Below are 15,264 nucleotides of genomic sequence, written 5' to 3' on the forward strand. Positions count from 1 at the left end.
AACGGCGTTGCTATTTGACGAATTCTGTTTTTGACCGGTCGAGCAGCAAGGCCGTCGCGAGCACGACGAGCACGCCCTTGATCGCGATCTGTGTAAATGAATTGACCCCGCTCACGTCAAGTCCGTTGCTCATTACCGTCATCACCAGCACGCCAAAAAGCGCTCTGGATACGCCCCCGACACCACCCGAGAGCGCGGTGCCGCCGATGACGGCAGCGACGATCGCGTCGAGCATCAAGTCATCGCCCATACGGGTTGTTCCCGTACTGGTACGTGCAACCAGTAAGAATCCGGCCATACTCGCGAGCAGCCCGCTCATGAGAAACGCCCCAGTCTTCACCGCTGACACGTTCACGCCCGATAGCTTCGCGACCGCCTCTCCGCCGCCAACCGTTACCAGGTTCCGACCAAAGTGCGTACAGGCTCCAACGAACCCACACAGCAGAAACACCGCGATTGAGCAAAGGCCCACGTTCGGAATTCCATTTAGCAGGTGGCCGGACGCCAGCCACGCAATTTTCTCGTCGTCGAAAACGATATTCGCTCCGCCACAAAGCCAGCTAGACACACCCGTGAAAATACTCATAGTGCCGAGCGTGGTCAGGAACGACGGGATACGCCCCACGAGATGCGCCGCCGCATTGAATGCACCGGCCACAAGTCCGAGGAGCATCGTCACCGGAAGTGCCCACAATCCTAATGAATGGTCCCGAACAAGAAGTGCCGTTGCGATTGCCGAGAGTGTGGCGACCGCTCCCACGGATAGATCGATCGAACCCGTGAGAATGACAAAGCTCGACCCTGTAGCGACCAGTAACACGATTGCCGATTGTCTGATCACATTGAAGAGGTTCGGAATTGACAGGAAGCGTTCGTTGGCAAGGCCAAAGACAAGCACCTCTATCAACAATAGTGTGACGGGGAACACGGTCACTAACAATGCTTGTTGCCTGAACACTCGGAGCCGGGTGCTAATGGGATTATCTATAGAGATGTTGGGCACGACCTGGTCTCCATTGAAAAGAACGCTTCCGTAGGCGCCCCTACGGCTGTCAGTTTCACACCATATGAGCAACCAGTTGCTCTTCGGTTGGTTTGGCGTGGGGCGGGGCCAGGTACTCTTTTACAACGCGACCTTCGCGCATCACCAGGACGCGGTCACTCAACCCGATCAGTTCAGGTAGATCGTCGGAAATGATCAGGATTGCCATTCCCTCGTCGGCGAGGTCGCGTATGAGCGAGTAAATCTCCTCTTTTACGCCGACGTCGATGCCTCTTGTTGGATTGTCCATCACCAGGACTTTGGGATTTGCCAAAAGCCATTTGGCAAGCACGACCTTTTGTTGATTGCCGCCACTTAGATGCACGCAAAGTTGTGTTGCACTGGCGCATTTGATCCGCAGCCGCTCGATCCTGGCTCGAACCTCCCGATTTTCTCTGGCTACAGGAACGAGCGGCAGACCGAAGACCCGCATCTTCGGCAAGGCGACCAGACTGACGTTTGAGCGCACGGGAAGGTACAGTATTACGCCTTCAGTCTTTCGCTCACGTGGAACATAGGCGACGCCAGCGGCAATCGAAGAGCGTGCGCGATCGCGATCGTGCAGCGTTTGACCCGCAACACGTACCGAGCCATGACGCGGATAGGGCCACGCTCCCGCAATGGCGCGTCCAACGGCTTCCTTGCCACAACCCAGAAGGCCGCCAATTCCCAGCACCTCACCGCATCGCAGAGAAAACGAGACGTCGACAACGCCGTTGCCGGATATCCCGTCGATTTCCAGAATGGGCTGCGCCAACACGTTATTGGCCCGTAGGCCTTGTCGTTCCTCCTTGTAGTAGTTTGCTGCACGCTTGCGGCCGACCATCAGTTCGTGCAGCCGTTTCTCCGTCATCTCCGGCTTCATCAGTTCGGCGACGTTTTCACCGTCCTTGAGCACGTACAGGCGATCGCAGTGTTCCGTGTACTCATGCAGGCGATGGGTAACCAGAACAAAGGAGGCCCGGTGCCTGAGGGCATTGACGCGTTTGAACAATGACTCAGCCCCATGTTCGCTAATCGCCGCTGATGGCTCATCGAGCAGAATGATGGGTGACTCCTTTCGATAAAGAGCCGCCAATGCGAACGCTCGCGCAATCTCGATCATCTGGCGATCCTCGAAGCCCAACGAGCCGACCAGAACCGTGGGACTGATATGTTCGAGGTCCAGGTCCACCAAGGCCTTGCTGGCGGCGTCGATCGCGCCCTTGCGGTTGTTTCGCCCAAATGCACTCTTGAATGCGCTCTCGTGGGCCAGAAAAATGTTCTCGTACACGGCGAGGTTTTGCACGAGTGCCTGGTCCTGAAACACCATCGAGATTCCGGCCCTGACCGATGCGCGGTAGCCTTGTGGCGCGTACGGGTTCGCATCGAGCGTGAGCGTACCTGAGTCCGGCCGGACAATTCCGCCCAGCACCTTCAGCGTAGTGGACTTGCCCGCGCCGTTCTCACCCGCGATCCCCAGAATCTCCCCCGCCTCGACGTGCAGGCTCACCGATCTGAGCACTGGAATGCCCGCATAGGCTTTACTGACGCGATCGGCTACGAGACGGGTCGAATCACGCTTCACCGCGTCGATAACCGGTTCGACAGACTTCACGCCGTTCATTTCACCAACCCCACGCGACGATCGTTCATCAGAATCACCGCGATCAAAACCATCGCCCCCTTGATGATCGTTTGTAAATACGGTTGAACTGCCAGGAGGTCCAAGCCGTTGGCTACAAGGGCAATGATCAGTGTGCCGACCAACACGCGCCATACACTGCCGACGCCGCCGGTGACAAATATTCCTCCGAGGACGATAGCGGCAATCACTTGAAGCGTAAGTGAATCCCCCATGGATACAGTCGCCGTGCCCAGGCGTGCCGTCATTAGTGCTCCCGCCAGGCCGGCCACCGCACCGGACAGCGCAAAGACCAGGATCTTGCATCGACCCACGCGCACACCCAACAGCGCCGCTATACGTTCGTTGCCTCCGACGGCCATTACGTGACGGCCAAATAGAGTCCTCGTATTCAGCCAACCCAAAACGAGATACACGATCAACGCGCACAGACCAAGGTTTGGCAAACCATAGACCAGTTGCCCTCGTGCCAGCTGCTGAAAGTTTTCATCGATGACACGAATCGGTGAGCCGTTCGTCAGCATCAGCGCGACGCCACTCAGCGAGGTCATCATTCCTAGCGTGCCAAGAAATGATGGGATGCGCAATCCGACGTGGACAACGCCGTTTGCCGATCCCAATATGGCGCCCACAAGCACGCCTGCCAGAACGGCCGCGACGCCGAGTTGAGGAACGAGCATCGCTGTGATAATTCCAGCAACCGTCGCTACAGCGCCCACGGACAGGTCAATGCATCCAAGAAGCACGACAAATGCGCTTGACGACGCAACTGTTAGCAGAATTGCGGCGTACAGAACAATGTTGCTGAGGTTCGCAATACTCAAAAATTCCCGGCTCTTTAACGAGAATGCGGCGTAAAGAGCCAGCAGTACGACCGTCGGCGCGACTCTTGTCGCCCTGGTGCGACTGCGTAGCGATGTGATCGATGTCGACACGGTTTACATGGACTCAGAAAGTGAGTTTCTGTTTATAGTGATCTGCGTATTCCGCGCGGATCTTCTGGTCGTCATGGTTCTTGATCGCGTCCTGGTAGGCTGCCGGTAGCTGATATCCTGCCGGCCGCGGCGTTTTTGCGTAGCCCCATATCTTCACGGGATCCATCGGCCACATGGAGTTTTGCGGGTCCCAGTCGTTCGGGTGCAGAACGTGTGACATTTTTCGCCAGTCATACGGAAGCTTCCCGCTATTGAAGACCTTCTCATAGGCGTCCACATTGTTTGAGCTGACGAGCACCGCGCCGGTATACATCATCGACTCGGTCGGGCTGGGCTTCCATCCATGCGCTACGTCGTACGCCCAAACCATTGCATAGCCGGATTGCCACGCGGGCAGGCTGCTTATGGTGGCGAGAATGCGGCCCTCCCTGATCAGTTTGATGGTCTCCACGCTGCCGTCAAAGCCGATGATAGGAACTTTCAGGCCTGCTTCCTCGTTCGCCTGCAATACGCCAATGGCCTCTGAATCATTTTCGGCGAAGACGCCATCGATCTTCGGATGCGCGACGATGGCATCTTCCATTACTTTGCGCGAGTCGATCTGGTTCCAGTTGCCGGACTGCGAAGCAACGACCTTGATGGCTGGGAACTCTTTCAACGCGCGGTCGAACCCGGTGTTTCTGACCATCACGGCTGATGATCCCGGGTAGCCGGTAATCTGGACAACGTTGCCTTTTCCGCCCATCTTCTGAAAGAGAAGCTTGGCGATCTGATAGGCATTGGCGTCGTCGTCGGGTTCGAAGAAGCCGGCATAGGCGTGGTTCGGGACGTCGAGAGGGTGATACCACGGCACGGTATCCCAGACACCAACGTAATATCCGCCGGCGTCACGGACCTTGCTGACGAACGCAGGAATGTTGCCGATGTTCTGTGCGTTGCCAAAGAACAGCTTCGTCCCTGCCTGAAGTTGCGACTCATAGTTCTGGAGTTGTTTGGTGGGATCGCCTTCGTTGGTCAACGCCCGATATTCGATGCCCAGCGCATCGGCGGCGGAACGTGCGCCGCGGTCCCAGTTAGAGAAGTATTCGATATTCAGGCTGGTCACTTCTCCAACAACCACTTTTTGCCCCAGCGCCTCAGTAGAAGCCACGAGTAACGCGGCCGTCAGAATCGCCGGGGCGAAAGCACAAGCGGTCACGAAAAGGCCGCAACGAGAGGAGTTTGCCATTTCATGTCTCCTGCTGTTTGAGGGTTTTGTCCGCGAGCGTAACGAGTCAAGACTTCATCGACGGTCCGCAACGATCGCGGGCAACGTGAATTGAAAAGTCGCGCCTCGTCCAGTGACTTCGGCGACCCACAAGCGCCCGCCATGCGATTCGACAATCGAACGGCTGATACGAAGCCCCATGCCGGTGCCGTGGGATTTGGTTGTAAAGAACGGGTCGAAAATCTGTTCCGCAAGCAGCGGCGGAACCCCTATGCCGGTGTCACTGACTGAAACCAGAATCTGGTCGTTTTCGGCGCGCCGCGACCTGATCGCCATCTGACGCATTCCATCGACTTCCTTCATGGCTTCGATGCTGTTGACGATCAGATTCATCGCGACCTGCTGCAACTGCACCCGATCGCCAATGATAGGAGGAAGCCCTGCGGGCAGTTCAGTGCGGACCGATATGTCGTATCGCGCTGCCTCGCCGCGCAGAAGGGCGGCAGTTTCCCGGATGATTTCGCTTATGTCGACAACCTCGCGATTTAGCGCGCCTTTTTCGAATTGTGTGCGAATCCTGCCGATAATCTGGGCTGCGCGTTGTCCGTCACTGACGATTCTGGTGGCGGCCGCCCGCGCTTCATCGAGATTCGGCATGTCACGATCAAGCCATCGCAGGCAAGCGTTCGCATAGGCGATAGCAGCAGTAATCGGTTGATTGAGCTCGTGTGCCAGGGAAGCGGTGAGTTCTCCCATGGTTGTCGCCCGGTTGATGCGCGCCAGATCGGTCAGCGCCTGGCGCAAGACCTCTTCTGCCCGCTTGCGTTCCGTGATGTCACGAACGGCTCCGATAAATTCAAGGTTGCCGATATTGACCGCCCGGCCCGTGGCATGGACATGCTTGATTCTCCCGTCCGGCATGACGAAACGATGTTCGCTGTCGAAATCTTTCTTCTCGGTGATGGCCGCTTCAAGCGTTCGGCGAACAGCGTCCCGGTCTTCGGGGTGCATGCGTTGTACTGCGAGGTTGACGGAGGGCGTAACTCCGCGATCATATTCAAGTATGTTGTAACCTTCCTCCGACCAGTAATGCTCTCCGCTTGCAATGTTCCAGCCGAAGCTGCCTGTGTGACTGATCCTTTGCCCTTCGGCCAGGAAGGCTTCGCTGCGTTGCAGGTCGGTAAAAAGAGCGGCATTGGCCAGCGAAATAGCCGCTTGTGAAGCCAGCAACCGCAGTACCGCAACCCGGTCCGACGTGAAGACGCCCGGCGCCAGGTTGTTCTCCAGATAGAGTGCGCCGACAAGCTTCTTCTGCTTGATGATCGGCAGACACAGCATGGACCGGGCACCGCGCTGACGAATGTATCCGTCGGTCGAGAAGGCACTGTCGGCTGCGGCGTCGTGCAGGAGCAAACTCTCCTTGGTCCGCAAAACGAACTGGAAGACGGATGCCGGAAGATCCGCGCCAGTTATGGTCGCCTGGCGCAGCGCAACGATCAGCCCATCTACGCCGGTTGTGGCCTCCGCTTCGATCCGATATTCTTTCGCGCGCGGCAGAATCAATATTCCACGTTCGGCGCCGGCATATTCAATGGCCGTGCGCATGAGCGTATCGATCAGCTTTTCGTGCTCGATCTCGCCCGATACGGCCTCAGATACGCGGATGACTGTCGCCAGATCGAACTGTTCGACGGGGGCGAGAATCGTGCTCGTGTCGGACGACGTATTCTCTGCTCTAATCTGCGGATGTCGCTCCTCGATCTGCCGCACCTTCGCGTTCGCACCCCAGCGTAGATAGCAGTCCCGGGCGTCCCGGAAATAAGCATGCGCGATGCGCGCAAAGCCGCGTGCCAGATAAAAGCGAGCAGTGATCTCGTTGGCGGTGGCTTCGTTGTGGACGAGGCCTGCGGCGTGTGCTGAACTGATGGCGCGCTCGTACAGCCCTTCTGCGTCGAGCGCCCGCCCTTCGATGCGCGCCAGCTCCGCCGCGACCAGTGCCGCCCGGCTGGCAAAATTCTCGGGGCAATTCAGTGCCCATATGTTGAGCTTTTCCAGATGTTCCGCCAACCTCGCGCGATGAAATGTGCGATTCCCGGACGCGGCGAGATCATGAACGGCCGCATGGCTTAGCGCGGCGTAAAAGCGGTACTCGACGGTCTCGAGGGAAAACACGAAATTCCACAGCAATGGCTGCGCCTTTGAAGCCGCTTGCAAAGCGTCCTCGTAATCGCCCGCAAGGAAACGTGCCTGCAGCTTGCAAATGTAGTACCAGAATATCGGGAATGTCAGCGTGGGTGCGTCAGCCAGCTTGCGCTCAAAATCGGGTTCACTGAACCCGGCGTCGTTGAAAGAGCCAAGGCGGGCGGTCAATCCCCGCAGGCTGCGAATGAGACCGAGTTGGCTCGAGATCCATGCCTCGGCTGTTCCGATGCGGACTTTACGAGCGAACACCAGTGCGGATTCAGCTTGCTTCTGAGTCTCGGCCAACGGGTCGCCGGCCATGAGATAGTTGGTATTGATCTGGCCACACGCGTATCCCGCGTAACTTATCTCACCACTTTGGCTGGCGAGGTCGAAGGCACGAAACAGGAACGCCCGCCCATTTCGGACATGCTGAGTCCAGGCTATGATGAAACCAAATGCCTCGAATGTTCTCGCTTGATAGCGCCGGAACCCCGGTCGTCCGACCAGATCGCATCCCAGCCGGCCGAAGCGGTAACCCGCGTCGAATTGGCCGAAGACCGGTCCTGCCAGATAACCCACCTGCGCGTAGGCGATACACGAAGCATCGCTGTGACCTCGCTCAAGTCCTAAGCCAACAGCCGTACAAACGATCACGGCGAGCAGATGAATGGATTCGAAGTGATGCCCTGGGACTGCAACCCGGATCAGAAGATCCAGAGCGGCCAATGCGTCCGGATCGCTCGCGAGCGGCAGATCGACAAGGTCTTCGATGGTGCGAGTACCTAACCGGCTCCAGATACCGTCGTACGCCTGTCGAGCGTCGGCTTGCGTCGGATGCTCGGGAATGTCGACGCCGAGGTGTTGTAACGCAAGCAAACCCACTGCGACCGCATCACCGTTACGATCGATTGCCTGATAGAGATCAACTTGCACGCAGGCTACCGCGGCGCGCTCTCCGGCTGTGACGGCACGAATGGCAAGGCCGCGCAGACGCTCTTCGGCTTTCGCGATCGCACCGGACGCAAACTCGCACTGCGCGGTGCTCAACTCCAGCGCAAAGATGAGTTCACGACGCTGCTGCCAGCTATCCTCCGTGAGCAATGCGGATCCTGCGGTCAAGTAGTTCAATGCGGATACAGAGGCAGACGAGGCTTGGGCACGCTTGCCGGCAAGCAGATTGAATTCTGCCAGCCGCTCGCGCTCTCGCGGCGCCGTCATTAGGGACGACGCGCGGTTGAGCTGATTGACGATATCGAAGAGGGCTTCGTCCAGCAAACCGGGGGGCGTATGGGCGACGAGCATCCTGCCAACGCGCAGATGCATGGCGGCGCGCCGCTCGGTGGGAATCAGCGCATAAGCAGCCTCGTGGACGCGATCGTGAACGAACCGGTACGAGTTTTCGAGGAAATCGACCAACTCCTGACGACGTGCCTCAACGAAGTTCGCGTGCAACTCCTGCTCGGTCATGTCGTGAACCATCGCCAACATCGCGGTAGTCGCGATGTTGCCCAGACAGGCCAGTTGTTGCAGTGCCTGCTGGGTCGCGGCGGGGAGCCGGACCAGCTTGTCTATCATCAGGTCGACCACATTGTCGGTGTAACCCTTTGCGTTGATGCGTTCGATATCCCAAAACCAGCGCGAATGCGCGGCATCGAACGCTATCAAACCTTCGTCCGTCAAGGCCGACAGGAACTGATTGACGAAGAAGGGGTTGCCACCGGTCTTTTGCAGAATCAGCTGGGCCAGATCGGTTGTTCTATGCGCTTCACAATGCAACGCGTCCGCGATCAACTGGGAAACGTGCTCGGCATCGAGTGTGCCCAGCGTGATCTCCTCGACGGTGGACACGCCAGCTGTTTTGATCGCGTCGAGCTTACGCATCAGCGGATGCGAGGCGTCCACCTCGTTGTCGCGATAGGCGCCAATGAGAAGCAGGTGTGGGAGGCAGTCGTGGGTGAGGAGATCCTCGAGCAGATCCAGAGTAGCTGTGTCGAGCCACTGCAGGTCGTCGAAGAACAGGGCGAGCGGATGCTCAGGGCGCGCGAAGACACCAATGAAACGCCGCAGTAGCGATTGAAAGCGTCGTTGGGCATCGACCGCCGCCAACTCAGGAACCGGCTCCTGCTCTCCGATGATGAGCTTGAGTTCCGGAACCAGATCGACGATAAGGCCCGCTTGCGACCCAAGTGCATCGCGCAACTTCTCCCGCCACTGGTCGAATTCGGCTTCACTCTTGCCGAGAACAGGACGGATCAACCGTTGAAAGGCCTGCGCAAAAGTTGCATACGGAATGTCGCGCTTGTATTGGTCGAACTTGCCCGATGCAAATAGACCGCGGGGCGGAACCAGAGCCTTGTGAAGTTCATTGACCAACGACGACTTGCCAATTCCCGTATAGCCCGACACGAGAATCAATGCCGTCGTCGGGCATTCGACTATGCTGTCAAAGGCATTGTGCAATGCGGCGATTTCGCGCGCGCGTCCGTACAGTTTCTCGGGAATCAAAAGCCGCCCGGGCGGCTCGCGTCGAGCGAGGGCGAAGGGCTTGATGCGCTGCCGGCTTTCCCACTGAATCACACACTCACGCAGATCCTGCACCAGTCCAACTGCTGTCTGGTAGCGCTCCTCCGCCGTCTTCGCGAGAAGCTTCATAACAATATCCGACACAGGCGTGGGTATGTCGGTGAACCGCTGGTTCGGCGCGAGCGGCTTACGTGCGATATGACAGTGCACCCATTCCATCGGATCGGCACCCGTGAAAGGAAGGGTGCCGGTCAATACTTCGTACAGCGTGATACCGAGCGAATAGAGATCGCTGCGGGAATCGACCGAACGGTTCATACGCCCGGTCTGTTCGGGTGACATGTAAGCCAGAGTGCCGGCAATGATCTCGGGGGGCTCGGGCGGCAGGCGTTCACGGGGCAACTGGGAGGCGATGCCAAAGCCGGTAAGCCACACGTGGCCGGCATGGTCAACCAGTGCGTTGGCGGGTTTGACGTCCCTATGGATGAGCCCGCGCCGGTGGGCCTCGCCAACCGCTGCCGCAAGACCAATGGCGATGCGCAAAAAACAGATCGGATCGAGCGGATGTTCCTTGTGCTGCTCGATGATGTGGTCCAGGGGTTCGCCGCCCGGATCCTTGAGAATGAGGGTCGCGCGACCTTGATGGCGGGTCAGTTCGAGTGGCTGAGCTGACCACGCATCATCGAGTTTCGACGCAAGCGACCATTCGTGTTCGAGCCGCCGAATGCTCGTAGGGGACGGCTGCTCCGAGGCGACCGCCAACGCCAAAACCTGCATCTGGTTGCCGAGCTCCCTGCCGCGGTAGAGCGTGAAGTCCGCCGATTCTCGAATCGGCGCCAGCAAGTACCCGGAATCCTCTGCCATTGAGAGCCCCCGTGTTGTCAGGAGGAGAAACCGTTTCTTTCATAGAGAAAGAACCCGATTCCCGAAATGCTGCAATCGTGGGCAATCCTATGATCAATTCGTTAGACGCGCTGATGTTCGGAGGAGCCTCGGCTCGTTGCTGCAAATGTGTCAGATGTAGACACATTCCGGCCCGCATCCGAGAAGTGGAAAGTAACTCCTGTCGAAAAGATTCGCGTCGCGTGACGCTTTACCGGAAGAAACACTCAAGGGTAGAGTGGCTGGTGCACGCCCGATCCGCAAGAGGATTTCTCCTAGGTGAGCACCGCCAGCTTCGACCAGTCGTCGATCACGCAAGCCGCCTCCGATAGCAAGGATCCCTCGCGGTAGCCAGCCAGTGCCGTTCGACTGGAGATCACGGCAATCGGGCCCGCTTCGCGACATCCGATCTGCCTTTTCCAATAGCCAGTTTGATAGTGTATTGCCGTATGCGCCGCATCATCCTTGGCGCGGATGCTCTGTGCGGACATCGGGCATGCTCGTACCGTTGGGGCGCGATAGTTGAAACGCCAGCCATCCACGAACAGCGTCACAATCTCTGGCACTCCTGGATATTGGGAACATCGGGGCCTGCGGAGCAATTGCGACTGACATCCACATAAGCTTAACGCGCGCTGCGGAATTTGGCGCCACGCACATTCGGGTAGCTTTCACAGCGCGGACGGTTCGTAGCCAATCGTGAGTGCTTGCGAAAGCCGGTGAGCTGGACCACGCCTACCGCTATACGTAGTTCTGCGAAAACGACAAGGCGTTCACGAAAGACTGAAGCGCTCGATACGTCAGATCCGCCGCGCTGGCAACACGCTGGTTGTCTAGTTTGCCGCTCCTATGTTGCCGCTGACCACCGGGTCGCCGCGTATCTCTTTGTGACCGCCACGGGACACGCTAACGGCGCGAGTGAAACGAGGGCGGACTGGCTGGGCGGCATCTCGCGTGCGTTGACCTTCTACGGTGCGCTGCCGCAGATGACCGGACATGGAGGTTGTGATCCAGGTGGCCGAACGCTGGATCATGGCGCGTGTGTCATCAGCGGTTTGCCTCGGTCCACTCGGTCAACGAGGGGATCGGTCCGCTATCAGGAACGTGAACGAGCGTGCGGATCGGACTCAAGCTCCATGCTCGCATCATCACTGGCAGTTTCGAACTTCTGCATCGTCGTCGCTGTGTCGCGAGCCCCGGCTCATCGTCTCAGGACGGATTGCGTTCGACGTCGAAGCGCCACCGCATTGAAGCGCTCAGAGCGCCCGTGTGATGACAATCTTGAGGGTTCTTGAGTGTGCAGCGCGCCGGATTGCGTGAGTAACGTGCAGTCGTAGAACTGAAGGGGCAGTCCGCGGCACATTGGTCATTCAAGACTGAAACGAGTTCTAATGCGCGACGGTCCACACCGTTTTCGACGCCGACGAGCGCTGCCGGACAAGCGGCGGCCACGCTGTCGCGTGCGAGTACGTCCTTCTCTTTCTCACGTACGGGTCGGTCTTGCCGATCGGGCCTGTACGCACCATATACCGCTATGCCACGGTCGCTGTGATCTAAAAGATTGTAGAAGTTCAGGCGCAAACGTGTGACGCTCGTCTGTCAATAAGCAGTCTTGCAGTATGACAATGCACCTATTCCATCGGATCGGAACCGTTGAACGGGCGGCGGCCAGTCAATATCTGGTTCAGTGCGCGTGATTCCAGCGCACATCACATCACCGCAAAGGTTGGGCTGGCGAGCGCTACCGCAGAATTGCGATGTGTTCTTCTTGCGCAAGATCATTTGGCCGGTGCGGAGATCCGAAATCCAGGTCAATGCGCCTATATTTGCCTCCATCGGGGCCGACGGCCCGATCGGCGTTGATGCCGAACGACCAATGTCCGAAGGGAACCATGAACACATCACGCCAGTTGGTCGTAGTCACCGCACATCGCAAGTCATTGGTGTCGAAGTCATGATGGCATTTTCGATGGCTCGGCCAACGAGATGTGACGACCGCGCTTTCGACCAGGCTGTCGGATGACGCAAACATATCAGATGCCCGGTGACGGCTTGAGAGTTGCCTGCCATCAACCGGTTGCGATGAAAGTGGCGAAGGGGAATTGAACGGGCGCACGGCGGCTATCGCGAACCGCCTTCGACTTCCGTTCCCGCTGAACGATTCGGCGCATGGATTTGGACTCGGCTGAGACGGCATTCGACGGTGGAAACATCGCGGATGACGATTATGGGTGACGTCGCATTTCGTTGGGGGCGCGATGGGACAGTTCACGTTGCTTGCGTAAGGCAACGTACCGCAGCCAGGCGTCAATCAGGCAGGCGATCGTGATTTACGCCATTCAACCGGCCAGGCTTCGATCCAGTCACTCTCGCAATATTTCGCCAATCAGCGCTAGCAGTCGCGCGTCGTCCAACGGCTTCGAGAAGAACCCAGCGGCTCCTCCGGCTTCGGCTTGCTCGAGAAGTTGCTGCGTCGCGTAGGCGGTAATGAAAATGACAGGGATTGGCCGTTGCCATAGCTTGATCGACTCGAGCAGCGCAAAGCCGTCCATGCCTGGCATGTGAATATCCGCGACAACGAGTTTCAGCTCTGTCCGGCGCATATCACCTAGAAGATGGTTGGCGGACTCATAGGCAACGACCTTCCAGTTTGCCGAGCGAAGCAGGCTGGATGTGGCCATCCGGACGGATTCGTCGTCGTCCACCACCCCAATAACTGCTGGAGAGCCCTTTGATGTCATCTCGAGTCCGCGGGTCAGCGAAGGGATTCAGAAAGGCCGAATCCTCTAGGCAAATTACAGGCCAACGGACGAGGCGACAATAAGACCTTAGAGTGATCTTAGTGATAGTTCGTATTAGCGGGGAACGTTCCGGTCTGAAGACGGCGGCCGCAGCGCAGTGAGCGCAAAGGCTTTTACCTGGCGTCCTGGTGGACAGGCAGCACCTGCTGCAACATCCTGACGACATCGGGCACCGAGCGTGCTTTCAGCTTGTGCATCGCCTGCGCGCGATGGATTTTGACCGTCACTTCGCTAAGACACAGGCGGTCGGCGATCTGCTTGTTCAACAGCCCTTCGGCGACCAGGCTGATGACTTCCCGCTCCCGTGCTGTCAGCGAATCGTAGGTTTGGCGGATGCCGGCAACGATCTTTTCCTGGCACTTCAATTCACTATCCCTTTTCAGGGCCGCGGCGATCGTATCGATCAGGTCCTGTTCCCTGAACGGCTTTGTCATGAAATCGAAAGCACCCGCTTTCATTGCCTTCACGGACATCTCAATGTCACCGTGCCCGGTCAGAAATATGACCGGAAATCGAACACTCTCTTTAAATGGCTCCCGCTGCAGGGTCAGGCCACTCGTGCCTCGCAGCCGAACGTCAAGAATGAGGCAACTCGGCACGTCTGGCATTTCCGCGGCGAGAAAATCGTCGGCCGATTCGTACGCCCGTACCTGAATTCCGATGGACATCAGCAAGGAGGTGAGGGCGCCTCGAACAGACTCGTCATCGTCAACCACATAAACGAGCGAGTCCGGCAATGATTCACTTCCTTGCCCAACGTTGTCATGTTTCATCGCTCGATCTTCGCAAAGTTCGTTGCGCTAAGATAACGCCGATACTCTGCGTATAGTAAGCAATGCTCGGGCTTATCGCCACATATTGCTTACGGTCTTCCCTGTTGTCTTGGTGATCGAGGGCATACCGTTAGCTCATCGCCTGATCGCCGAAAAAAATTAGGCCGTTTCTACTGATGAATCAAACAGTCCGCGTAAGAGGCGTCACATCTCCCGATGATCTTCTGCGTCCATTCCGGGCGCGACCCGGAGACTGCGCGTCGTTGATCTACTGCAGGCAAACGCGACTCAGGTCGACTGTCCGGCGATAAACGTTCTTGTTGATCCACGGGACGAAGGTGTACTCGTCGTACGCGTTACTGCCAATAAATATCCAGTTGTGCAATACGTAAGACATATCCAACTCCTCAAACAAATGCGTTGACGCGCAACTGAATTGCTACCAGGGACGCTGTGGCTGGCGCGACTACTTTTCTCGCGACGATGCGATGCCGAACGCCACTGCGCATATAGCCTTGATGAAGCATTCGACCAACGAGAAAATTGCTATTGCGAAGGACTGGTTGAATTCCGTCGGGAGTGCGGGTGCGATGGCCAACACGCTCGCACCGCAGAGGAAGGCAAACGTCTCGCGAGCAAAGCGTGCTTTGGCCACGGCGGCCAGACCTGTGCCGACCACGACGAGCTTCGACAGGAGCAAGGCCGGCAGACCGGCGTGTACGTCTGACTGCCCCAGTTCTAGCGGTGCTTCAATCAACGACCAAGCACAGACGACAAGCACGAGTGTTTTGAATACCCGCTCGGAAAGTGCATTCGCCGTGCCGGCGTCGCCCTGAATCCAGCGTGGCCTTAAGGGAAGCGCGTCGCCGTGCAGACTCGTCACCGAATAGGTCGTTTCCTTTGCATTCACGGCTCGTTCTCCTCGTCGGCTGTACGCGAGACGGCCGCGTTTGCCATGAGATCAAGGTAGACGGCTCAGCCGTGGAAAACCATTGTACGAACGGGTGGCACTGCCTCTGACAAAGCGTATGGAACTCATACGGCCGCATATCCAATAGGACCCGACGTCCGCCTCGTGGACGTCAATACCAGTGGCCTGTCCTCGTCATACAGGAGCGAAAGCGTCCGGACGCGCGGCATCTTCCACACCTTGGTATGGGTTTCGCAACTGAAGTGCGGCTGCCCGGCATCCCTTGGATGTATGGTCTGCCGACGCTATTCGAAGTAGGGTTCATTACGCCTGCTCAAACGATTTATTGAGTGAAGGCCGCTATCGTCATGACCGGGCGAGGA

At 57.8% G+C, this 15,264-nt stretch carries 10 protein-coding genes; all 10 read right to left on the reverse strand.

The window, feature by feature from the left end:
- Positions 1–10 precede the first annotated feature (10 nt).
- On the reverse strand, positions 11–1,003 hold the full coding sequence (locus P0D71_RS01815; protein WP_177205163.1) for an ABC transporter permease: 993 nt from the start codon (positions 1,001–1,003) through the stop codon (positions 11–13).
- 55 nt (positions 1,004–1,058) lie between these two features.
- A complete protein-coding gene (locus tag P0D71_RS01820) occupies positions 1,059–2,648 on the reverse strand; it encodes a sugar ABC transporter ATP-binding protein (protein WP_091807786.1) in 1,590 nt (529 codons plus the stop codon).
- Positions 2,645–3,601, reverse strand: coding sequence for an ABC transporter permease (locus P0D71_RS01825; RefSeq protein ID WP_408479038.1), 957 nt, complete (start codon positions 3,599–3,601; stop codon positions 2,645–2,647). The genes P0D71_RS01820 and P0D71_RS01825 overlap by 4 nt, the downstream gene beginning before the upstream one ends.
- 13 nt (positions 3,602–3,614) lie before the next feature.
- On the reverse strand, positions 3,615–4,829 hold the full coding sequence (locus P0D71_RS01830; protein WP_408479040.1) for a sugar ABC transporter substrate-binding protein: 1,215 nt from the start codon (positions 4,827–4,829) through the stop codon (positions 3,615–3,617).
- 54 nt (positions 4,830–4,883) lie between these two features.
- Positions 4,884–10,379, reverse strand: coding sequence for an AAA family ATPase (locus P0D71_RS01835; RefSeq protein ID WP_408479042.1), 5,496 nt, complete (start codon positions 10,377–10,379; stop codon positions 4,884–4,886).
- A gap of 293 nt (positions 10,380–10,672) precedes the next feature.
- Complete coding sequence (locus P0D71_RS01840; RefSeq protein WP_408479044.1) at positions 10,673–10,951, reverse strand: hypothetical protein; 279 nt, start codon at positions 10,949–10,951, stop codon at positions 10,673–10,675.
- 1,809 nt (positions 10,952–12,760) lie between these two features.
- A complete protein-coding gene (locus tag P0D71_RS01845; RefSeq protein WP_091807794.1) occupies positions 12,761–13,138 on the reverse strand; it encodes a response regulator in 378 nt (125 codons plus the stop codon).
- Positions 13,139–13,311: 173 nt separating this feature from the next.
- Positions 13,312–13,971, reverse strand: a complete 660-nt coding sequence (locus P0D71_RS01850; protein WP_091807796.1) for a response regulator transcription factor — start codon at positions 13,969–13,971, stop codon at positions 13,312–13,314.
- A 268-nt stretch (positions 13,972–14,239) separates the two neighbouring features.
- The gene (locus P0D71_RS01855; protein WP_286162186.1) at positions 14,240–14,368 is read right to left on the reverse strand and encodes a hypothetical protein; all 129 of its coding nucleotides are present in this window, start codon (positions 14,366–14,368) and stop codon (positions 14,240–14,242) included.
- Between the two features lie 69 nt (positions 14,369–14,437).
- Positions 14,438–14,854 carry a hypothetical protein gene (locus P0D71_RS01860; RefSeq protein ID WP_408479045.1) on the reverse strand — a complete coding sequence of 139 codons (417 nt, stop codon included), beginning with the start codon at positions 14,852–14,854 and terminating at the stop codon, positions 14,438–14,440.
- Between the last annotated feature and the right edge of the window lie 410 nt (positions 14,855–15,264).

The sequence above is a fragment of the Paraburkholderia sp. RL17-383-BIF-A genome (genome assembly GCF_046028015.1).
Classification (GTDB): domain Bacteria; phylum Pseudomonadota; class Gammaproteobacteria; order Burkholderiales; family Burkholderiaceae; genus Paraburkholderia.

Bases quoted from the DNA above. Each gene is read 5' to 3' on its own strand.
- P0D71_RS01820 (WP_091807786.1), bottom strand. From the start codon at position 2,648: ATGAACGGCGTGAAGTCTGTCGAACCGGTTATCGACGCGGTGAAGCGT.
- P0D71_RS01830 (WP_408479040.1), bottom strand. From the start codon at position 4,829: ATGGCAAACTCCTCTCGTTGCGGCCTTTTCGTGACCGCTTGTGCTTTC.
- P0D71_RS01835 (WP_408479042.1), bottom strand. From the start codon at position 10,379: ATGGCAGAGGATTCCGGGTACTTGCTGGCGCCGATTCGAGAATCGGCG.
- P0D71_RS01845 (WP_091807794.1), bottom strand. From the start codon at position 13,138: ATGACATCAAAGGGCTCTCCAGCAGTTATTGGGGTGGTGGACGACGAC.
- P0D71_RS01850 (WP_091807796.1), bottom strand. From the start codon at position 13,971: ATGAAACATGACAACGTTGGGCAAGGAAGTGAATCATTGCCGGACTCG.
- P0D71_RS01855 (WP_286162186.1), bottom strand. From the start codon at position 14,368: ATGTCTTACGTATTGCACAACTGGATATTTATTGGCAGTAACGCGTAC.